Genomic DNA, 21221 nt, shown 5'->3' with positions numbered 1-21221 from the left:
AGTCCTTTCATATCGAAACGGGGCAACGCCAACATGGCACGCCCATCTGCACCGCAGATGGGTCTCCGCGCGCCTGCTATGCAATAGCAGAGGGCGCAAACCCCTGATATGAAACGCCTTACTTCCATATGACACAACGCCCCGCCACTGACACCCGATCGCCGGAACGTGTGTAGACCGGTCCTTCACCCCCTTGGGCCGACACGGCCCACGCGATCTCGGAGGTGCCGAAATTCTCCAGGCAATAGCGCGTCGCCTCATGCACCACAGCCTTTTGCGCCCCCTCGATACCGCGATTGGCGCGGCTCACCGAGGCGGTGAAATTGCGCCGGTCGTCCTTTTCGGCACGACTCTTGGGCGGGTAATGATTGCCATCAAAGAGCACGCGTTCCTTGCGCTCGGTGCAACCCGCAAGCACCGCCAGCATCAGCAGGACCAGCCCGCCCCGGCGACATGATCTGTCCAGGCCCATCATTCCGCCGCCACCGCGCTCACGCGCCCGGTGCGCTTGGCCTTGATCCGGTCCTCGATCTCATCGCGGAAATTGCGGATCAGGCCCTGAATGGGCCAGGCCGCCGCATCGCCAAGGGCACAGATCGTATGCCCCTCGACCTGTTTGGTCACATCCAGCAGCATGTCGATCTCCTCAACCTCGGCCTCGCCACGCACCAGCCGGTCCATCACCCGCATCATCCAGCCGGTTCCCTCGCGGCAGGGCGTGCACTGACCACAGCTTTCGTGCTTGTAGAACTTCGACAACCGCCAGATCGCCTTGATGATGTCGGTGGACTGATCCATCACGATCACCGCCGCCGTGCCAAGACCCGAGCGCTGCTCGCGCAGGTAATCGAAATCCATGATCGCCTCGCGCATATGCTCGCCCCGGATGCACGGCACCGACGACCCGCCCGGAATGACAGCCTTGAGATTGCCCCAGCCGCCGCGAATGCCGCCGCAATGGGTCTCGATCAACTCCTCGAAGGTGATCGACATCGCCTCTTCGACCACGCAAGGGTTGTTCACATGCCCCGAAATCGCAAACAGCTTGGTGCCTGAATTGTTCGCCCGGCCAAAGCCCGCGAACCACTCCGGCCCCCGCCGCAGGATCGTCGGCACCACGGCGATGGATTCCACATTGTTGACCGTGGTGGGGCAGCCATACAGCCCCGCCCCCGCCGGGAACGGCGGTTTCATCCGCGGCATGCCCTTCTTGCCCTCAAGGCTCTCCAGCAGCGCGGTTTCCTCGCCGCAGATATAGGCGCCGGCCCCATGGGTGAGATAAATGTCGAAATCCCAGCCCGATTTGCACGCATTGCGCCCCACCAGACCCGCCTCGTAGGCCTCGTCGATCGCGGCCTGAAGCGCCTCTTTCTCGCGGATGTATTCGCCGCGAATGTAGATATAGCAGGCATGTGCATTCATCGCGAAACTGGCGATCAGACAGCCCTCGATCAGCGTATGCGGATCGTGGCGCATGATCTCGCGATCCTTGCAGGTGCCCGGCTCGGATTCGTCGGCATTGACCACCAGATAGGCAGGCCGCCCGTCGCTTTCCTTGGGCATGAAGGACCATTTGAGGCCCGTGGGAAAGCCCGCGCCGCCACGCCCGCGCAGACCGCTCGCCTTCATCTGGTTGACGATCCAGTCGCGCCCGTTCTGCAATATCCGGGCCGTGCCGTCCCAATGCCCGCGCGCCATGGCACCGCTGAGGCTGCGGTCATGCATCCCGTAGATATTGGTAAAGATACGGTCTTGGTCCTTCAGCATCCCGTTACCTCTGGTTGCTCCGGCGCGCACGCCAGATTTGGTAGATCAAGACAAGGGCCCAGACGAACCCCGCCAATGCCATCAGGTCGAACAGCGCCCGCGTCCGGTTGTCCAGCCCCAGTTGCCCGCCAATCAGCGTCGCCGCGATCCAGAATACCGCCGTGCCCGCGATCACCAATGCGGTGAACCGGCCCTTTCGTGCGATCTGCTGGTCCCTGTTCGGCATCACTCATCATTCTTTCAATACACATCGCCCCCTTCGACACGCCTGGAGAATTCGGTTTCTCCACCCGCAGCGAGGGTTCGGGCCTGTTCGACCCAGTTGTCCCGGCTCACCCGACCCTTGAACCCCTTGAGATTGGCGTCGACCCATGCCACCTCCTGCGGTCCCCAGCCTGCGATCTGGTCAAAGTGATAGAACCCCAACCCGTGACAGAGCTGCTCCAGCTTTGGCCCGATACCCTTGATCTGTTTCAGATCATCCGCCTGTCCATCCCTGGGCGCACTCAGCCCCTCGGGGCGGATGCCCGCCGCTTCGGCACTGACCGCCACAGCCTCCCGCGCTGCCGGGGGCTCTGCCGGGGCGGTTGCCACCGTCGCCGCCGGTTCGGCGGCCGTCACATGCGCCACCTCGTCATCCGGGGCCTTGTAGCCGGTAATGCCCGTCACCTCACGCATCGTCGCCTTGATATCCTCCGGCTCGATGCCCCGATCCCCCGGCGCGTAGCCGGTGCAGACAAGCCGCGTGATCACCAGCCCGAAAAATATCGCGAACGCCACACCCAGCAGAAGCGCGGCCAGAAAGCCCACCGTCCCGGAGGCCGACCAGATCACCAGAATCCCCGTCAGGGCCGCAAGACCCCAGCACACGATCTGGCAGGTGCTCAGTTTCGACGTATCAGACATGGCAATTACCCCCTCAGGTTTTCAGGCCGCTTTGCTCAATTGACCTCACCTTTCCTGGCCCGCGCAGAGAACTCCGTCTCTTTGCCCTCGGCCAGCAGTTGCGCCTGCTCGACCCAGTTGTCACGGCTGACCCGCCCCTTGAATCCCTCAAGGTTCTGATCGGCCCAGCTGACCTCTTGCTCCGTCCATTTGGCGATCTGGTCGAAATGAAAGACCCCCATGTCATGCAAGAGCTTCTCCAGCTTCGGCCCGATCCCCTTGATCATCTTCAGATCGTCCGCACCCGACTTGCGCGGGGCTTTCATCACCTTCGGCTTCCTGCCCGCTCCGGCCTTTGCGGCAGAGGCCCTGACAGGCTTGGCGGCAGGCTTGACCGCCGGTTTCGCCGTCGCCTCGGCTGCCACCGGCTTCGGCACCACCGCGACCGGCGCCTCGTTCAGCCTGACCGATGACGCCGAAGGTTTGTGATTGGCTCCCCTGTCGCGCCACGGCGTGAGCAGCGGCACTTCGGTGCCGTCGATCCGCCTGATCGTATCGCCTGTATCGACCGCGCGCTGCGCGCTCGCGTTATACTGCGCCCGCCCGCTCTCGAATTCCTTGAGGCTGGTCAGCCCGGATTTCGGCTCGGCGGCATAACGCCCGTTCTGCGGGCCCGGCACCGGCACCTTGCCCGCGGCCAGCTCGTCGATGATCTCGGCAAAGCGTTCGGCGGTCAGATCCTCGTAATAATCCTTGCCGATCTGCGCCATCGGCGCGTTGGCGCAGGCCCCCAGACATTCGACCTCTTCCCACGAAAACTTGCCATCCGCCGACAGTTCGAACGGGCTGGCGGCGATCTTTTCACGACAGACCGCAATCAGATCCTCAGCCCCGCAGATCATGCAGGTCGTGGTGCCGCAGATCTGGAAATGCGCCACGCTGCCCACCGGCTGCAACTGGAACATGAAATAGAATGTCGCCACCTCCAGCGCGCGGATGTAATCCATGCCCAGCATATCGGCCACATGCTCGATCGCCGCGCGGCTCAGCCAGCCCTCCTGCTCCTGCGCACGCCACAGCAGCGGGATGATCGCACTGGCCTGCCGCCCCTCGGGATACTTGCTGATCTGCCCCTCGGCCCACGCGAGGTTGGCGGGCGTAAAGGCAAAGCTCTCGGGTTGTTCATGATGAAGACGGCGTAGCATTCTCAGGCACAGGCTCCTGTGGTCAGTTTCACGCCCCCGCCCGGCAGCCGTTCGGCCCCGCCGGAGGACAATCTGTAGGCGGTGATATCCAGCAACTGCTGCCGCGTCAGCCCGGTCTGGATCCCGGCGGCCAGATAATCGGACTCGGTGACCATGGAACAGCCGATGCTGGCCACCGCCGTATCATAGAGCGCCAGATCCTGCTGGCTGACCCCCTCGGGCGGCAACGCGCAGGCGGCCGTCAGGGCCAGACAGGCGGCGGCAGAAAGGCGCCGCATCACCGGAAAAGAATTGCACACAGCAGACCTCATAAACCTTGCCCCATCGCCAGAATCGCCACCACGACCACGATCAGCGCCGCCACTCCGGCACCGATATGCTTGACCACCGGCTGTCCGGCCTGCCTGTAAATCCAGGCGTCGTGAAACGCCATATAGGAAAAGGTCGCGAACAGCACGGCAATCACCTCTGGCTCGCCATGAACCGTCGCCCCGATCGCCAGGATCAGCATCGCCACATAGCGGTTGGCCATCACCCGCGGCAATTGCTCTGCCCTGTGCGCCGTTGCGGCCATGCCGCTCACGGGATCGCGCAGAAAGAGCGTAGCAAGCAGCCCCGTCACCAGCGCCCCCGCGCCTGACAGCGCTATGACCACACCGCCCAGCGCCATCAGCGGTCAATCTCCCCGAACACGACATCCATCGTGCCGATGATCGCCGCCACATCCGCCAGCTGATGCCCACGGGCGATGTGATCCATCGCCTGCAAATGCAGAAAACCCGGCGCGCGCAGCTTGGCGCGGTAGGGCCGGTTGGTGCCATCGGCCACCAGATAGACGCCAAACTCGCCCTTGGGGGCCTCGACGGCGACATAGACCTCGCCCTCGGGCACCCGGAACCCCTCGGTATATAGCTTGAAATGGTGGATGAGCGCCTCCATCGAGGTTTTCATCTCACCCCGGCTTGGCGGCGTGATCTTGCCGCGCGCCAGGATATCGCCCTGCCCATCGGGCGCGCGAAGTTTCTCTATGGCCTGATGAATGATGCGCACGGATTGCCGCATCTCCTCCATCCGGCAGAGATAGCGATCATAACAATCGCCGTTCTTGCCCACCGGGATCAGGAAATCGAACTCGTCATAACATTCATAGGGCTGCGCGCGGCGCAAATCCCAGGCCATGCCGGAACCGCGCACCATCACCCCGCTGAAACCCCAGTCCAGCGCCTCCTGCTGACTGACCACGCCGATATCGGCGTTGCGCTGCTTGAAGATCCGGTTCTCGGTCAACAGCCCGTCGATATCGTCCAGCACTTTGGGAAATTCATTGGCCCAGGTCTCGATATCGTCGATCAACTCGGGCGGCAGATCCTGATGCACGCCGCCGGGCCGGAAATAGGCCGCATGCAGCCGCGCGCCACAGGCCCGCTCGTAGAACACCATCAGCTTTTCGCGCTCTTCGAACCCCCAGAGCGGCGGCGTCAGCGCGCCCACGTCCATCGCCTGCGTGGTCACGTTCAGCAGATGGTTCAGAACCCGCCCGATTTCGGAATAGAGTACCCGGATCAGGCTCGCGCGGCGCGGCACCTCGACCCCGGTCAGCTTTTCGATCGCCAGACACCAGGCATGCTCCTGATTCATCGGCGCGACATAATCCAGACGGTCGAAATAGGGCAGATTCTGCAAATAGGTGCGGCTCTCCATCAGCTTCTCGGTGCCACGATGCAGCAGGCCGATATGCGGATCGCAGCGCTCGACCAACTCGCCGTCCAGCTCCAGCACCAGACGCAGAACCCCATGCGCCGCAGGGTGCTGCGGGCCAAAGTTGATGTTGAAATTGCGGATCTTCTGCTCGCCGGTCAGGGCGTCGTCGAATTTCGTGCCGTCCATCATACGTCCCTCACCCTTCCAGAGCCGGGCCATCCGCGGTGCGAAACACCTTGGTGATCAGTTTCCACGCACCATCCACCCGGACAAAGCCCAGATGGTCCTCGAAGCGCCGTGGCGGCACGTCCACCCACAGATGCACGCGCGCCATCTCGCCGCCCGCCACGTCGATCTCCAGGATCTCGTAAGAGGGCGCGCCGGGAAAGGGATCGCGCCCGGCAACCCGCGCCAGATAGGCCACCTTGTCCCAGAATACCGCCCCGCCCGACCCGGTGAGGCCGGTCATCGCGAAGCGTTCGTGGCACATCCGCTCGAACACTTCGGGGCGCGCATAGTGGATGCCCTCGCAATAGGCCACGGCGAGCGCACTTATCGTGTCGTGATCGGACAGGTCGATGCCGTCCATCAGCCGCGCCCCCCGTCAAGCTTGTCGCGGAACGCCATGACCCACAGCAGAACAAGCGCCCCGAGCGGGATGATCGCGACAAGACTGACCCAACTCGGGATGCCGAATTTCGGCAGCAGTCTCCAGAACGGGATCACCACCAGCGCAGCCAGAATCAGCATCAGGAACAGACCACCACCGCCCATACCATATCCCCCCATCATTTCGCTTCCTTCTCGTCACCCGGCAGGATGTATTCGGCCCCCTCCCAAGGCGACATGAAATCGAACTGCCGGTACTCCTGCACCAGCTTCACAGGCTCGTAGACCACGCGCTTCTGCACCTCGTCATAACGCACTTCGGTGTAGCCCGTGGTCGGGAAATCCTTGCGCAGCGGATACCCGCGAAACCCGTAATCGGTCAGGATGCGGCGCAGGTCCGGGTGGCCCGAGAACAGGATGCCGAACATGTCGAACACCTCGCGCTCGAACCAGTTGGCGGCCGGATGGATCTCGGTGATCGAGGGCACCATATCCTCTTCACGCACTCCCACGCGCAGACGGATGCGGTGATTCTGATACATGCTGAGGAAATGATAGACCACGTCGAACCGCTTGGCCCGCTCGGGATAGTCCACGGCAGTGATATCGACCAGCGTGGAAAAGGCGCAGGTCTGGTCGGTCTTGAGAAACTCGACCAACCCGGCAATGTTGCTGAGCGCCACATCGACGTTCAGCTCGCCATGCGCGATCTCCCAGCCCAGCACGCAATCGCTGCGCTTGGCCTCGATATAGCCGCCCAGTTCCTTGAGTGCGTTGCTCATCTCACAATCGTCCCCGTCCGGCGAATCTTGCGCTGCAATTGCAGGATGCCGTAGACCAGCGCCTCGGCGGTCGGCGGGCAGCCGGGCACGTAAATGTCCACCGGCACGATCCGGTCGCAGCCGCGCACCACGCTGTAGCTGTAATGATAATAGCCGCCACCATTGGCGCAGGATCCCATCGAGATCACGTAACGCGGCTCCGGCATCTGGTCATAGACCTTGCGCAGCGCGGGGGCCATCTTGTTGGTCAGCGTGCCCGCTACGATCATCACATCCGACTGCCGGGGGCTGGCGCGCGGGGCGAATCCGAACCGCTCCACGTCATACCGCGGCATCGCGGTATGCATCATCTCGACCGCACAGCACGCAAGGCCGAATGTCATCCAGTGCAGGCTGCCGGTGCGCGCCCAGTTGATGATATCCTCGGTCGAGGTCAGCAGGAATCCCTTGTCCTGCAAATCCCGGTTCAGCGCCTGCGTCGCCACCTCACGATCAGGCCCGGCCGTGTTGGCGCCTGTCATCACTCCCATTCCATCGCTCCCTTGCGCCATTCATAGGCAAATCCGGCGGTCAGAATGGCCAGGAACACCATCATCGACCAGAACGCCGCCATGCTCAGATCCTGAAAGGCGACAGCCCACGGAAACAGCATGGCAATCTCAAGATCAAAGATGATGAACAGGATCGACACCAGATAGAACCGCACGTCGAATTTCATCCGCGCATCGTCGAATGCGTTGAACCCGCATTCATAGGCGCTGACCTTTTCCGGGTCCGGGTTGCGCACCGCCAGCACGACCGCGGCAAGGATCAGGACCAGACCCAGCCCGATGGCAATGGCCAGCAAAACGAGAATGGGAAGGTATTCCCTCAGCATCTCTTCCACGAGGTGGCTCCTTTCATGCGCGGGCCGGCGCGCATCAAGATGGCTGCAAACGTATTCCGGGTTTAAACCTGCCCCTTGATGGGGTCAACCGAGCGCGCACGGGTTTGATCAGCCGAAACAGCGGAATCCAAGAGTTTGTATGCGGCAGTATGCGAAAAAATCGCCGGATTGGCCCGAAAACCGGACCGTCTGCGCCGCATCGCGGCAAATCGACCCGACTCAGCCCTGCCAGCGCGGTCTGCGCTTGTCGAAAAAGGCGCCCACGCCCTCGACGGCCTCGTCCCCCGCCCAGCAATCCGACAGGGCCGCGATCGTCGTGGCGATCACCGCCTCGTCGATCTGCGGGCCAAAGCCGCGGAGCAGCGCCTTGGCTCGCGCCACCGCCCCCGGCGCGCAGTCCAGATAGGGCAGCACCTCGGCCTCGACCGCCGCGTCCAGTTCCACCTCCGGCACAGCCCGCGCCAGCAATCCCAGCCCGACCGCCTCCGCCGCGCCGAACCGGCGGCCCGACATGAACACGCGCCGCGCATTGGCCTCGCCCATCCTTGCGGCCACATAGGGCCCGATGGTGGCCGGAATCAGCCCCAGCCGCGTCTCGGTCAGCGCCATCTGCGCATGATCCGCCCCCACCGCCACATCGCACACGCTCATCAGCCCCACACCACCGCCAAAGGCATTGCCGTGGATCCGGCCGATCAGCGGCTTGGGCAGCGTGTTGAGCGCCTGCAGCATATGGGCAAGTCTGGCCGCCTCCCGGCCCCGCGCCTCGGGCGTCGCCTCGAACTGTTCGCGCATCCAGCCCAGATCGCCTCCCGCGCAGAAACTTTTGCCCCTCGCCGCCAGAACGACGACGCGGCAGGCCTGATCCGCACCCAGTTGCTCCGCCGCCGCGTGCAATTCGGCGATCATCCGCGCCGACATCGCATTATGCTTGTCGGCCCGGTCCAGCCAGAGCGTCGCAACGCCGCGCGCATCCCTTTCGATGCTGATGGTCTCGGTCATCATGCCTCCCCCCGCATCGCCCGCGCCATCTGCGCCGCGCGATCCAGAACGTCCCGGTCCAGCCCGGTCTCGTATCCCAGGCCCATCAGCCGGTCATGCACCGCCTCGGTGGCCACGTTCCCCGCCGCCCCCGGCGCATAGGGACAGCCCCCCAGCCCGCCAACGGCCGCATCGAATACCCGCAGTCCGCGCGCCAGCGCCACCTCGATATTCTCCAGCGCCCGACCGCTGGTATCGTGAAAATGCCCCGCCAGATGATCGCCCGGCACCACCTCGCCGACAGCCGACAGCATCGCATCGACCGCCTCGGGCGTGCCCCGCCCGATGGTATCGCCCAGGCTGATCTCGTAGCACCCCATCTCCCACAACCGCGCCGCCACCCGCGCCACCTGCGCCGGCGCCACCACCCCGTCATAGGGGCATTCCACCACGCAGGACACATAGCCGCGCACCCGGATCCCTTCGGCGTTGGCGGTCTCCATCACCGGCGCAAAGCGTGCAAGGCTCTCCTCGATCGTCGCGTTGATATTGGCCTTCGAGAACCCTTCCGAGGCCGAGCCGAATATCGCCACCTCATCGGCCCCCGCCTCCAGCGCATCGGTCAGCCCGCGCAGATTGGGCGTCAGCGCCGCATAGCGCAGGCCCGGCGCGCGCGCGATGCCGCGCAGCACCTCTGCCGAATCCGCCATCTGCGGCACCCATTTGGGGCTGACGAAACTCGCCACCTCGATCCGCGCGAACCCCGCCCCGCTCAGACAGTCGATCAGCGCGATCTTCTCGCGCGTCGGGATGCGCCGTGCCTCGTTCTGCAACCCGTCGCGCGGACCGACCTCGAAAATCTCGACAGGCTCGCCCATGATCACACCTCCGGCACAGGATAGAACTCCTGCGTATAGATATCCTGCTGCCCGTCCCGCGCCCTGGCCCGGATATAGGCAGGCCGCTCCTGCAGCCGGGTCCAATAGGTCATGAGCCGTGGATAGGCGTCAAGATCGACATAATACCGCGCCAGTTCAAACCCATAGGCAAACGCCACATCCGCCGCCGAAAATCCCGAAGCCAGCAGATACCGCCCCTCCAGCCGCGCCTCCATCGCCGCCAGCGCCGCACGCAGACGCGCATTGAGCAGCTTCACCACCACGGCAGAGGGCTTTGCCGGCGGGCGCAGGAACACCTGATTGAGATTGAGGTTCTCCAGCAGACAGCCCACCGTCTCGGCATAGCCCAGCATCTCCAGATAACGCGCCCGCTCCACGCTGCCCGGCTTGGGCGCAAGCCCCGCCTCGGGGTAAGTCTCACACAAAAGCTGCACGATCGCCCCGCTCTCGAACCAGACCGCGCCGTGATGCTCCAGCACCGGCACCCGCCCGGCGGGCGACAGCGCCAGAAACTCAGGTGTGCGCATCGAAACGTCACGGATCGAGTAATACCGGATATCGAACTCCTGCCCCAACTCCTCCAACAGCCACAACACCCGGAACGACCGCGCCAGCGGCACATGATGCAGCGTGATCATGCCGCATCCTCCTCCAGCCGCACCAGCGCCGCGCCCGCCGTCACCTGCTCGCCCGCGTTCACCAGAACCTCGGCCACCACCCCGTCGCGCGCCGCCAAGAGGCTGTGCTCCATCTTCATCGCCTCCAGCACCGCCAGCCGATCGCCCTTGGCCACCGTCTGACCTGCCTTGGCGTAGACTGCCTTGACCAGCCCCGGCATCGGTGCCTCGATCAGCGCGGCATTGCCGCCCGCCGCGCCCTCGCGCGCCAGCGGGTCGACCAGATCGAACCCCAACCCGTATTGCGCGAAAACCGTGATCCGCCTGCCATCCACCGCCACGCCGGGCGCGGGCTGCCCGTCCAGCCGCCACCGCCCGCCCACGCGCCGCGCCTCGACGGTGCTCTCGCCCACCTGCAGATCATGTGCATCCGGCCCCAGAGAGCGCAGCCGCACCGCGATCTCGGCCCCCTCATGCACCAGCCGCACCTCCCGCTCCAGCGGCTGCCACAGCACGAATCCCACCTCGTCCTCCGCGGCTTCGAGCAGGCCCAGCGCCGCCAGCACCGCCAGCGCCACTTCGTGCGGTCCGGCCACGGGCGGTACCACCAGCCTGTCTATATCGCGCCCGATCAGCCCGGTATCCATCTCGCCCCGCGCGAATCCCTCATGCCGCGCCAGCGCACCCAGAAAGGCCAGGTTGGTTACCGTCCCGGCAACCTCTGTGCCCTTCAGCGCCGCCGCCAGACGACCGAGCGCCACCGCGCGCGTCGGACCGTGGGTAATCACCTTGGCGATCATCGGATCATACCAGGGGCTGATCTCGTCCCCCGCGCGCACCCCGCTGTCGGCCCGGCAGTCGAGCGGAAAGACCAGATGCGACAGCCGCCCGGTGGCGGGCAGAAACCCCTTCGGCACATCCTCGGCATAAAGCCGCGCCTCGAAGGCGTGACCATTGATCGCCAGATCCTCCTGCCGCTTGGGCAGGCCCTCACCCGCCGCCACCCGCAACTGCCATTCCACCAGATCGACGCCGGTGATCGCCTCGGTCACCGGATGCTCGACCTGAAGGCGCGTGTTCATCTCCATGAACCAGAACCCGTCCGGGCGCAGCCCGCGGCTGCCATCGACGATGAACTCGACGGTGCCCGCCCCCTTGTAACCGATCGCCTCCGCCGCGCGCACGGCGGCCTGCCCCATGGCGGCGCGCATCTCGGGGGTCATGCCCGGCGCGGGGGCCTCCTCGATCACCTTCTGATGTCGGCGCTGCAACGAACAGTCGCGCTCGAACAGATGCACCGCGCGGCTGCCGTCGCCGAACACCTGCACTTCGATATGCCGCGGCTTCTGGATGAATTTCTCGATCAGCACGGCGGCATTGCCAAAGGCGGTGCGCGCCTCGCCCATGGCGCTTTCCAGCGCCTCCATGAAACCCTCGGGCCGCTCGACCAGCCGCATCCCCTTGCCGCCGCCACCCGCCACCGCCTTGATCAGCACCGGATAGCCGATGGCATCCGCCGCCCCCGCCAGATGCTCGGGATCCTGATTGCTGCCATGATAGCCCGGCACCACCGGCACGCCCGCCTCCTCCATCAGCGCCTTGGCCGCATCCTTGAGCCCCATCGCCCGGATCGCGCTTGCGGATGGTCCGATGAACACCAGCCCCGCCACCTCCACCGCCTCCACGAATTCGGGGTTCTCGCTCAGAAACCCATAGCCGGGATGAATCGCGCCGCACCCCGTCTCCAGCGCCGCCGCGATGATGGCGTCGCCGCGCAGATAACTCTGCGCCGGGGCCGCCCCGCCGATATGCACCGCCCGATCCGCCATCGCCACATGCGCCGCATCCCGGTCGGCGTCGGAACAGACCGCCACCACCTCAACGCCCAGGCTGCGCGCCGTCCGCATCACCCTGCAGGCAATCTCACCCCGGTTGGCGATCAGGATTCGCTCAAACATCGCATACGCCCCCAGTTTCTTCTTGGCCCAAATACCCAAATTCCGACATGACCCCCCTCACATCCTGAAGACGCCAAACCGCGTCTCCTCCACCGGCGCATTGAGCGCCGCGCGCAGGGAAAGCGCCAGCACATCCCGACTCTTCCTCGGATCCACGATCCCGTCATCCCAGAGCCGCGCGCTTGCATAAAGCGGATGCGACTGCCGCTCGAACATCTCCAGCGTCGGACGCTTGAAATCGGCCTCTTCCTGCGCCGACCACGTGCCGCCCTTGCGCTCGATGGTCTCGCGCCGGACGGTGGCCAGCACCCCCGCCGCCTGCGCGCCGCCCATCACCGAAATCCGGCTGTTGGGCCAGGACCACATGAATCGCGGCTGATAGGCACGCCCCGCCATGCCGTAATTGCCCGCGCCGAAACTGCCGCCCACCACCATGGTGATCTTGGGCACCGCCGTGGTCGCCACCGCCGTCACCATCTTGGCGCCATGCCGCGCGATCCCCTCATTCTCATACTTGCGCCCCACCATGAACCCGGTGATGTTCTGCACAAAGACCAGCGGCACCTTGCGCTGTGAACACAGTTCCACGAAATGCGCCCCCTTCTGGGCCGCCTCGGAAAACAGCACGCCGTTATTGGCCACGATCCCCACCGGACAGCCCCTGACATGGGCAAAGCCGCAAACCAGCGTCTCACCGAACCGCGCCTTGAACTCGTCGAAACGGCTGCCATCGACCACCCGCGCCAGCACCTCGCGGATGTCATAGGGCGTGCGCAGGTCCACCGGCACCACGCCCAGCAATTCCTCGGGATCATAGGCAGGCTCTTCTGAGGATTGCCACTGTAGGTCGGGCTTCAGCCCGGCTCCTCCCAGGGATCCCACCGCGCGCCGCGCGATGCTGAGCGCATGCGCGTCATCCTCCGCCAGATAATCCGCCACGCCCGAAAGCCTTGTGTGCACATCACCGCCACCCAGATCCTCAGCGGTCACAACCTCGCCTGTCGCGGCCTTCACCAAGGGCGGACCGGCCAGAAAGATCGTGCCCTGATCGCGCACGATGATCGTGACATCGCTCATCGCGGGCACATAGGCACCCCCGGCGGTGCAGGATCCCATCACCACCGCGATCTGCGCGATCCCCTTGGCGCTCATCCGCGCCTGATTGTAGAAAATCCGTCCGAAATGGTCGCGGTCGGGGAACACCTCGTCCTGATTGGGCAGGTTCGCGCCACCGCTGTCCACCAGATAGATGCAGGGCAGATGACATTCCTCGGCTATCTCCTGCGCGCGCAGGTGCTTCTTGACGGTCATCGGGTAATAGGTGCCGCCCTTCACGGTGGCATCGTTGCACACGACCATCACCTCGCGCCCCATCACGCGACCCACCCCGGCGATCAGCCCGGCGCAGGGGGCGTCACCGCCATACATGCCATGCGCCGCGGTCGCCCCCACCTCAAGGAACGGGCTGCCGGGATCGAGCAGCCCCGCCACCCGGTCGCGCGGCAGCATCTTGCCGCGCCCCACATGCCGCTCGCGCGCCGCCTCGCCGCCCCCGGCCACGGCCAGCGCCGCGGCCTTCTCGACCACGGCCAGCGCCTCCAGATGACCCTCGCGATTGGCCCTGAACGCCTCGGACGACGGCAGCGCCGCTGATCTCAACTGCATTGTTCGCTCTCCCGCATATCGACGCAAGGCAAGGCCCTGCCCGCCCCGCCTTTTGCAACTCCATCACAATCCTCTCCGCGCCCCGCGGTTTGACTCACATCAAAGTGAATTGACGGAATCCCGCGCATACCCGCGACTGCAAGCAAACGGATGGAAAACCCATGAAACACATCACTGCACTCTCCCTCGCGGCCCTCATGGCCAGCACCGCGGCTCCGGCCCTCGCGCAATCCAAGGGCGATTTCACCCTCGCCCTCGGTCTCGGCTGGGTCGAACCGAGCGGCGGCTCCAACACGCTCGCCGGTCGCATCAATGTCGATGGCAACCTGCGCCCCACGGTGAACTTCGAATATTTCATCGCCGACAACCTCGGGATCGAACTGCTCGCATCCTGGCCGTTCCAGCATGACATCAACCTCGCGGGCGCGGGCAAGGTCGCCGAAACCCGGCATCTGCCGCCCACCCTTTCGCTGCAATACCATTTCACCAATTCCAGCCCGATCACGCCCTTTGTCGGCGCCGGCATCAACTACACCTACTTTTTCGATGACAAGGGCAAAGGGCCTCTGGCCGGCGTTCCCGTCAGCCTCGACGATTCCTGGGGCCTCGCGCTGCATGCCGGTGTGGATTACGCGATCGGCGCCAAATCCGCGCTGCGCGCCGATATCCGCTACATCGACATCGAAACCGATGTGAAGGTGGCCGACATCCCGATCGGCACGGTCAAGATCGACCCGTGGATCTTCAACGTCGCCTATGTGATCAGGTTCTGATCCCCTTCCGAACCGGACCGGAACCACGGGGCTGGCCGTCGCGCCAGCCCTTTGTGCATCCAGCGCGCCCGTCATGCCCGCACCTCCGCCACCGCACGCGCCTTCAGTTCCTTGCGGATCACCTTGCCGGTCACCGTCATCGGCAGCGCGTCGAGAAACGCGATTTCCCTTGGATAGGAATAGCTTGCAAGCCGCCGCTTGACGAATTCCTGCAATTCCGCGGCCAGCACCTCTGACGCCGCCACCCCGTCCCTGAGCACCACATAGGCCTTGACGATCTCGGTGCGCAGGGCGTCCGGCTTGCCCACCACGCCCACCGTCGCCACAGCCGGATGCGTCATCAGACAATCCTCGATCTCCGCCGGGCCGATCCGGTAACCGGCGCTGGTGATGACATCATCCTCGCGGCCCACGAACCGGATGAAACCCTCCTCGACGATCCCGCGATCCCCGGTCAACAGCCAGTCGCCGCGAAACTTCTCCGCCGTCTCGCGCGGTCTCTGCCAGTATTCCAGCATCATCGAGGCCGATCCGCGCCGCACCGCGATCTCACCCTCCTGCGCCGTCACCCGGCCCGCATCGTCGATCACCGCCACCTCATGCCCCGGCACCGCCCGCCCCAACGCGCCCGGTCGCGGCGCAAACAGCGCCGCACAGGAACTGCCCACCATGTTGCATTCCGTCTGACCGTAGAACTCGTTGATCGTCACGCCAAAGGCCCGCCGCCCCCAGTCCAGCATCTCCGCCCCCAGCGGCTCGCCCCCGCTCGCCACGCTGCGCAACCCGTCGATGCGCGCCTCGGCCGCCTTGAGCATCCGCAAGGCCGTAGGTGGAAAAAATACATTTTGGACAGAGCTTTCCCGCACGATCTTCATGCATTCCTTGGGGCTGAACTTGGCCATGCGCGCCGCCACCACCGGCACGCCAATCGCCAGCCCCGGCATCAGCACGTCAAACAGCCCGCCAATCCACGCCCAGTCCGCAGGCGTCCACAGGCAATCCCCGTCCTGGCCCAGAAAATCATGGCTGATCTCGACGCCCGGCAAATGCCCCGTCAACACCCGGTGCGCGTGCAGCGCACCCTTGGGACTGCCGGTCGTGCCGCTCGTATAGATCAGCACGGCGGGATCCTCCGCCCCCGTCCCGACCGTCTCGAACCGTCCCTGCGGCAACGCCCCGGCCTCGGGCACCAGCGCCGCAACCTCGGGCAATGGGCCCAGCATCGCCACCCCTTCGGCATCGGTCACGACCACGCGCGCCCCGGCATCGCCGACCCGGCTGATCAGCGCATCCTGCTTGAAGAGCTTGAACAAGGGAATTGAAATCGCACCTATTTTCCAGATCGCGATATGGGCGGCGGCGCACCACGCCCCCTGAGAGCGCAGCACGCCCACCCGGTCGCCGCGCCCCACGCCACGCGCGACAAGCGCCTGCGCCAACCCGTCCGCCATGCCGCGCAGCGCATCATAAGTGACCTCGCGCACACCATCCCCGGACAGGTCCAGGATCGCCACCCGCTCCGGCTCGGCCTCGGCCCAGTCATCGCAGACCTGCACCGCCATGTTCAGCCGCGCCGGAATCTGCCAGCGAAACCCGTCATGAAGCGCCTCGTAGGGCGCCGGGCGCAACAGCGGACGCATCCGGCTCATTCCATCGCCCCCAGATCACGCAGTTCCTTTGTCCGCGCGGCGGTTTTCTCCAGATGGCACGCGGCGGCCATGATCGTGCGGATCGACCCCTCGATCCAGTAGCCATAGCGCAGCCCGCATTCCGCATCACGATAGGCGCCCCACGCCTCTTGCGCGTTCGCCAGTTGCGCCACCAGGGCCCGATCCCGCCCGCCAAGCGCCTCGGCCTGCCGGTCATAGGCCGCCTGCATCAGTTCCGCCCAGGCAGCGGTCTCCGCCATCAGGCACTCGGCGATCCCCAGCGTCGTGTCGCCGCCGGGCAACGCCTGACAGGCCGTCGCCGCCGTGCCGATACAGGGCGGTCGGGTCTCGCCCAACCCGGCCCCGGCATGACAGGCCCGCACCAGCGCCGCATCCACGGACAATTCCTGCGCGCCGGCCGCCGTGGCCAGAACCGCAAGCGCCAGAGCAGATCTCACCCCATCGCCCCCATCAATTCGCGTCCCACCAGCATCCGCCGGATCTCCGACGTGCCCGCCCCGATCTCCATCAGCTTGGCATCGCGGAAAATCCGCGCGACGGGGGCGTCGTTCAGGAACCCCGCCCCGCCCATCGCCTGCACCGCCTGATGCGCCTGCACCATCGCCTGCTCGCTGGCGTAAAGACAGCAGGCGGCAGCATCCTGCCGGGTCACATCACCCCGGTCACAGGCCTTGGCCACCTCGTAGACATAGGCGCGCGCCGAATTCATCGCGGTGTACATATCCGCGATCTTGCCCTGCATCAGCTGGAATGACCCGATCGGCTGGCCGAACTGCCTGCGCTCGGCCAGATAGGGCATGATCTCGTCCAGGCAGGCCGCCATGATGCCCGTCCCGATTCCGGCCAGCACCACCCGCTCGTAATCGAGGCCGGACATGAGCACGCGCACCCCCTTGCCCTCTTCGCCCAGCACATTCTCGAACGGCACCTCGACATCGTCAAAGATCAGCTCGGCGGTATTGCTGCCGCGCATCCCCAGCTTGTCGAAATGCGGGCTCGTGCTGAATCCCTTCATGCTCTTCTCGATCAGAAAGGCGGTGATCCCCTTGCTGCCCGCCTCCGGGTCGGTCTTGGCATAGACCACCAATGTGTCGGCATCCGGCCCGTTGGTGATCCAGTACTTGTTGCCGTTCAGAACATAGCGATCATTGCGCTTCTCGGCGCGCAGCTTCATGCTGACCACGTCGCTGCCCGCCCCCGCCTCGGACATGGCCAGCGCGCCGACATGCGCGCCGCTCACCAGCCCCGGCAGGTATTTCGCCTTTTGCTCGGGCGTGCCGTTCAGCTTGATCTGATTGACGCAGAGATTGGAATGCGCGCCATAGCTCAGGGACACAGAGGCCGAGGCGCGCGCGATCTCCTCCACCGCGATCACATGCGCCAGATAGCCCATCCCCGCCCCGCCATATTCCTCGGGCACGGTAATTCCCAGAAGGCCAAGATCACCCATCTCGCGCCACAGCTCATTGGGAAAGACATTGCTGCGGTCCACCTCCGCCGCCATCGGCCTGACCCGCTCCTGCGCCCAGCGATGCACCATCTCACGCAGGGCGTTCACATCCTCGCCCAGATCAAACCGCATGACCGCATTGAACATCGCGCTTCCCTCCCGACAGGCATTATTGAACACTTGTTCATTTATAGGCACAGCTCCCGAGTCGGGTCAATTCCCCTTTTCTCCCTCTCGGTGTATGTAGCGTGTGTAGCGTGACATTCTATTTTGCAGTGAATTACACTGTATATTGCAGCAACCGATTTTTGAAACCGCGGGTAAGGGGACAGTCGAAACTGACCTCTCCATCACATCGCTGAAACCGATTGCATGAGTGTGAAACTGCTGCAGTTCGAGCCTGGTGAAGGGAAAGGCTGAATCGAGCCCAGAGCGGACGGTCGACTCGCCGTCGGAATGTATCAACTGCTCTTAATGTCTGCCTTGAAACGATCTCCCTCAGAACAAGCTCCGGCTCCCGCGATCCGCTGCACTTCTGACACGTTCTCAGCATAACTTCGCACCATTTCTCAGCATAACCTCGCACCGTGCCATTTCTCGTGGTGCGAAAACCGCTGCCAAAAATGTGGATAATCACAGAGGGCAAATACACACAAATGGCAACAATCTCTCTGACGCTTCAGAACGTGAACGGCGATCCGTTCACAAGCGGTGGCAACATCAACATAACCACCGGGACCACCAGCGATGCGGTTTTCAACGAAACCTCCGGTTCGGTTTCACTGAGTACCGTGCTGACCAATGACTCGGTGACCATTGGCGGGTTTACCTATTTCTACGATTACCTGGGGTCGGGCGATGTCAGGGGAGATCCGGGCCAGCCAGCGGCGTTCATCCGTATCACGTCGTCGGAAGCCTTTGCGCCATTAAAGGTGGGCGACACCTTCGCCATCGACCTGGCTGGCCAGCCGGGTAATGCCGGCTATCCCAATCTGCAAAACGGCAACACCCAACTACGGGTGTCCGACCTTGACACGGAGTCCTCGGTTCAGTTCTCCGGGGTGCCCTGTTTCGTCGCGGGAACGCGCATCAGGATGCGTCACGGGACCAAGGCCGTCGAAGAGATCGAGGTGGGCGACGAAGTCTGGACCCTCGATCATGGTTTGCAGCCGGTTCGCTGGGTGAGCGGTGTAGAAGTGGCCGCCCTTGGCACTCTCGCGCCGATCGAGTTTGCTGCCGGAAGCATCGGAAACACGGAAAGGCTATGCGTGTCACCACAACACCGCATCCTGATAGAGGGATGGCGAGCAGAACTGCTTTTGGGAACTGACCAAGTCCTTGTGGCGGCCTGCCACCTCGCCGACGCCGGATTGGCCCGCCGCGTCCAAGGCGGGCGTGTGCGTTATTTCCATATCAGGTTCGACAGGCATGAAATCATCGACGGCAATGGCGTGCTGTCGGAAAGCCTCTATTTCGGTCGCCAGAGCCTCAGTATGCTTCCACAGGAGAGCGTGCAGGAACTGCTCAAGCTGTTTCCGGAACTCGCCGATGGGACCGACTTGGAACTTGTCGCGCGACGGGTTGCCCGGGGCTACGAAGCTGCCGTTCTCGCTGCGTGAACGATGGTATCGTTTTCCTGCAATTTCTGAGTCTTCAAGAGGCACATAAGTGCGGCTAAAGGGCTCACGACCATATGGTTGACTTATAAATCGATTTAGAATCCGCGTGGGAGAAGCGTGATGTGCTATAAGAGCTTGGCGTCCGCTCCGTTCCGCCACTACCGACCTTCCTTCAGCGTGCCGCGAAACTCCGCAGTTTGTCAAAACTGACTGACCTTCGACAGCACGGCTGGCCGGTTTTTCAACGCCCCTTAAACACCCCGTTAAACACCCCCCTCAACTCCCCCGAAACTCGAGATCAGGAGCTCGCTGCGCTGGCCCCGGCTGTCGTTTTTGGTGCCGATGGTGTAGGTGGTGGAAACCTCTTCCATGTGGAACCCGGAAAAGACCTGGCGGATCTCCGGCACGTCGTTGATCGACATTAGAAACCGGCCCCTGAGGCCCGCCAGCTGATCTGCCAGCCGCTCAAAATCCGCCCGCGCGAACATGGCCTTGCCGTAGTCGTTCTCGCTGCCCCAGTAGGGCGGATCGAGATAGAAGAGCGTGCCGGGGCCGTCGTAGCGGCTGATGAACTCGGCATAATCGAGGCACTCGATGACCACGCCCGACATCCGCGTGTGCAGATCCTCGAGCATCGGCTCGAGCGTCGAGAGGTTGAAGCGCCCTGGCCGGTCCTTTGACACCCCGAAATTCTGCCCCGAGACCTTGCCGCCGAAGGCAGTGCGCTGGAGATAGAGAAACCGCGCGGCGCGTTCGAGATCGGTGAGCGTATCGGCCCTGGTGTTGACGAGGCGCAGGAACTCGGCCCGCGTGGTGAGCTGGAACCGCAGCACCTCGAGGAATTGCGGATAGTGCCGCTGCAGGATGCGGAAAAGGTTGCTGACGTCGAGCGCGGCGTCGTTGATCACCTCGCAGCGCGGGCGCATGGTCCGGCGCAGGAAAATGCCGCCCATGCCGACGAACGGCTCGGCATAGGTCTGGTGCGGGATGCGGTCGAGAATCGTGACGATCCGCCTGGCGAGATTGCGTTTGCCGCCGAGCCACGGGGCGACGGGGCTGACGGGGTGGACGGGGTGCAATTGGTCTCTTTCCATGGGGTACAGAATCATGCCTCTATGCCGCTTCCCTGATCAGGGATGGGAGCGGCCATAAGGCTTTTGCTGGTCGGCGGGGTTTGGTTTTGCGACTTGGGCCCCGTGTTGCGGGGCGTTGGCGCGCCCCGTGACCTCCCCCGATGTCCGTGCCGGATCATGGGAGAGGCATTTGCCGTAAGGTTCGCCCCTACCCTTGGGCCGATCCGCCCCCGGTTCCAGATGAAGGCCTGCCGGGCGGGCGGCGGGTCAGCTCCACCAGGCGTCGTTGATATTCCAGTCCTGCGGCAACGCAAGCATGTGATCGGGACACCGGATATCGGCGCACCTCTCGACAACTTGAACGAAAGCGACCGGTCTCACAGCGGCGCAGGTCTCGATCCGGCGAGGTGAATCACCTAATGGTTTCGCGGCCCCGATTGGGGCAAGGAGCGGCCATAAGTTGGGCTGGCCGACGGGGGGGAGAGTAGGCAGTGGCTCTTCCCCCCGTGTCACGGGGGTATCTCCAGCCCCCGTGACCTCCCCCACTCCCGGAACAGGATCCCGTCGGTGGCAGGTCAGCTCCAGTAATCGTCGTTGGCGTTTCGGCTCCGCGGCAGTGCAAGCGTGTGATCGGGACACCGGATGTAAGCGCGCCTCGCGATAACTTGAACGGAAGCAACC

Annotated in this window: 24 protein-coding genes; 2 read left to right on the top strand and 22 right to left on the bottom strand. The window is 64.3% G+C overall.

All coding sequences use genetic code 11. The features are described from left to right. Positions 1–118: 118 nt before the first annotated feature. From BSG08_RS01430 to BSG08_RS01345, 18 genes are all read right to left on the bottom strand, one after another. Entirely contained in the window at positions 119–472 is a 354-nt protein-coding gene (locus BSG08_RS01430) for a hypothetical protein (RefSeq protein WP_093030890.1), read from the bottom strand. Next, positions 472–1767: an NADH-quinone oxidoreductase subunit NuoF gene (gene nuoF / locus BSG08_RS01425; protein ID WP_093030887.1), complete on the bottom strand. Its 1296-nt coding sequence runs from the start codon at positions 1765–1767 to the stop codon at positions 472–474. The genes BSG08_RS01430 and nuoF overlap by 1 nt, the downstream gene beginning before the upstream one ends. 4 nt (positions 1768–1771) lie before the next feature. Continuing rightward, positions 1772–1993, bottom strand: a complete 222-nt coding sequence (locus tag BSG08_RS01420) for a DUF5337 domain-containing protein (RefSeq protein ID WP_093030885.1) — start codon at positions 1991–1993, stop codon at positions 1772–1774. A 14-nt stretch (positions 1994–2007) separates the two neighbouring features. After that, a complete protein-coding gene (locus BSG08_RS01415) occupies positions 2008–2673 on the bottom strand; it encodes an NADH:ubiquinone oxidoreductase (RefSeq protein WP_093030882.1) in 666 nt (221 codons plus the stop codon). Between the two features lie 35 nt (positions 2674–2708). Then, complete coding sequence (locus tag BSG08_RS01410; RefSeq protein ID WP_093030879.1) at positions 2709–3857, bottom strand: NADH-quinone oxidoreductase subunit E; 1149 nt, start codon at positions 3855–3857, stop codon at positions 2709–2711. A gap of 2 nt (positions 3858–3859) precedes the next feature. Continuing rightward, on the bottom strand, positions 3860–4135 hold the full coding sequence (locus BSG08_RS01405; protein WP_093031938.1) for a hypothetical protein: 276 nt from the start codon (positions 4133–4135) through the stop codon (positions 3860–3862). Positions 4136–4164: 29 nt separating this feature from the next. Continuing rightward, entirely contained in the window at positions 4165–4527 is a 363-nt protein-coding gene (locus BSG08_RS01400) for a hypothetical protein (RefSeq protein ID WP_093030876.1), read from the bottom strand. Further along, positions 4527–5744, bottom strand: a complete 1218-nt coding sequence (locus BSG08_RS01395; RefSeq protein ID WP_093031935.1) for an NADH-quinone oxidoreductase subunit D — start codon at positions 5742–5744, stop codon at positions 4527–4529. Before BSG08_RS01395 ends, BSG08_RS01400 begins: the two co-directional genes overlap by 1 nt. A gap of 10 nt (positions 5745–5754) precedes the next feature. Next, complete coding sequence (locus BSG08_RS01390; protein ID WP_093030873.1) at positions 5755–6147, bottom strand: nuclear transport factor 2 family protein; 393 nt, start codon at positions 6145–6147, stop codon at positions 5755–5757. Continuing rightward, on the bottom strand, positions 6147–6347 hold the full coding sequence (locus BSG08_RS01385; protein WP_245770570.1) for a hypothetical protein: 201 nt from the start codon (positions 6345–6347) through the stop codon (positions 6147–6149). The genes BSG08_RS01390 and BSG08_RS01385 overlap by 1 nt, the downstream gene beginning before the upstream one ends. Then, positions 6347–6949 carry an NADH-quinone oxidoreductase subunit C gene (locus tag BSG08_RS01380; RefSeq protein ID WP_093030870.1) on the bottom strand — a complete coding sequence of 201 codons (603 nt, stop codon included), beginning with the start codon at positions 6947–6949 and terminating at the stop codon, positions 6347–6349. Before BSG08_RS01380 ends, BSG08_RS01385 begins: the two co-directional genes overlap by 1 nt. Next, a complete protein-coding gene (locus BSG08_RS01375) occupies positions 6946–7479 on the bottom strand; it encodes a NuoB/complex I 20 kDa subunit family protein (RefSeq protein WP_093030867.1) in 534 nt (177 codons plus the stop codon). The genes BSG08_RS01380 and BSG08_RS01375 overlap by 4 nt, the downstream gene beginning before the upstream one ends. Next, a complete protein-coding gene (locus BSG08_RS01370; protein ID WP_093030864.1) occupies positions 7470–7835 on the bottom strand; it encodes an NADH-quinone oxidoreductase subunit A in 366 nt (121 codons plus the stop codon). The genes BSG08_RS01375 and BSG08_RS01370 overlap by 10 nt, the downstream gene beginning before the upstream one ends. A 219-nt stretch (positions 7836–8054) precedes the next feature. After that, positions 8055–8837 carry a crotonase/enoyl-CoA hydratase family protein gene (locus BSG08_RS01365; protein ID WP_093030861.1) on the bottom strand — a complete coding sequence of 261 codons (783 nt, stop codon included), beginning with the start codon at positions 8835–8837 and terminating at the stop codon, positions 8055–8057. Beyond that, on the bottom strand, positions 8837–9694 hold the full coding sequence (locus tag BSG08_RS01360) for a hydroxymethylglutaryl-CoA lyase (RefSeq protein WP_093031929.1): 858 nt from the start codon (positions 9692–9694) through the stop codon (positions 8837–8839). Before BSG08_RS01360 ends, BSG08_RS01365 begins: the two co-directional genes overlap by 1 nt. Before the next feature lie 2 nt (positions 9695–9696). Further along, complete coding sequence (locus BSG08_RS01355; RefSeq protein WP_093030857.1) at positions 9697–10353, bottom strand: glutathione S-transferase family protein; 657 nt, start codon at positions 10351–10353, stop codon at positions 9697–9699. Then, positions 10350–12290 carry an acetyl/propionyl/methylcrotonyl-CoA carboxylase subunit alpha gene (locus BSG08_RS01350; protein ID WP_093031926.1) on the bottom strand — a complete coding sequence of 647 codons (1941 nt, stop codon included), beginning with the start codon at positions 12288–12290 and terminating at the stop codon, positions 10350–10352. Before BSG08_RS01350 ends, BSG08_RS01355 begins: the two co-directional genes overlap by 4 nt. A gap of 57 nt (positions 12291–12347) precedes the next feature. Next, positions 12348–13955 carry a carboxyl transferase domain-containing protein gene (locus tag BSG08_RS01345; protein WP_093030854.1) on the bottom strand — a complete coding sequence of 536 codons (1608 nt, stop codon included), beginning with the start codon at positions 13953–13955 and terminating at the stop codon, positions 12348–12350. Positions 13956–14116: 161 nt separating this feature from the next. On the opposite strand from BSG08_RS01345, the gene BSG08_RS01340 reads away from it, so the two are divergent. After that, on the top strand, positions 14117–14728 hold the full coding sequence (locus tag BSG08_RS01340) for an OmpW/AlkL family protein (protein ID WP_093030851.1): 612 nt from the start codon (positions 14117–14119) through the stop codon (positions 14726–14728). 71 nt (positions 14729–14799) lie between these two features. Here BSG08_RS01340 and BSG08_RS01335 read toward each other — a convergent pair whose 3' ends face one another. The 3 genes from BSG08_RS01335 to BSG08_RS01325 are packed head-to-tail and all read right to left on the bottom strand — an operon-like array spanning position 14800 to position 17995. Beyond that, positions 14800–16377 (bottom strand): AMP-binding protein, encoded by a 1578-nt coding sequence (locus tag BSG08_RS01335; protein WP_093030848.1) that lies wholly within the window; start codon positions 16375–16377, stop codon positions 14800–14802. Then, positions 16374–16835 (bottom strand): lysozyme inhibitor LprI family protein, encoded by a 462-nt coding sequence (locus BSG08_RS01330; RefSeq protein WP_093030845.1) that lies wholly within the window; start codon positions 16833–16835, stop codon positions 16374–16376. Before BSG08_RS01330 ends, BSG08_RS01335 begins: the two co-directional genes overlap by 4 nt. Further along, positions 16832–17995, bottom strand: a complete 1164-nt coding sequence (locus tag BSG08_RS01325; RefSeq protein ID WP_093030842.1) for an isovaleryl-CoA dehydrogenase — start codon at positions 17993–17995, stop codon at positions 16832–16834. Before BSG08_RS01325 ends, BSG08_RS01330 begins: the two co-directional genes overlap by 4 nt. Positions 17996–18435: 440 nt before the next feature. Here BSG08_RS01325 and BSG08_RS01320 point away from each other — a divergent pair, with 440 nt between their 5' ends. Continuing rightward, entirely contained in the window at positions 18436–19467 is a 1032-nt protein-coding gene (locus tag BSG08_RS01320; protein ID WP_139274525.1) for a Hint domain-containing protein, read from the top strand. 263 nt (positions 19468–19730) lie between these two features. On the opposite strand, the gene BSG08_RS01315 is transcribed toward BSG08_RS01320, so the two are convergent. Further along, a complete protein-coding gene (locus tag BSG08_RS01315) occupies positions 19731–20561 on the bottom strand; it encodes a DNA adenine methylase (RefSeq protein WP_093030836.1) in 831 nt (276 codons plus the stop codon). Between the last annotated feature and the right edge of the window lie 660 nt (positions 20562–21221).

It is taken from the genome of Roseovarius azorensis (genome assembly GCF_900109455.1).
GTDB lineage: Bacteria > Pseudomonadota > Alphaproteobacteria > Rhodobacterales > Rhodobacteraceae > Roseovarius > Roseovarius azorensis.
Note: the sequence above shows the minus strand (reverse complement) of the source record. Positions and strands in the feature narration are given on the sequence as shown.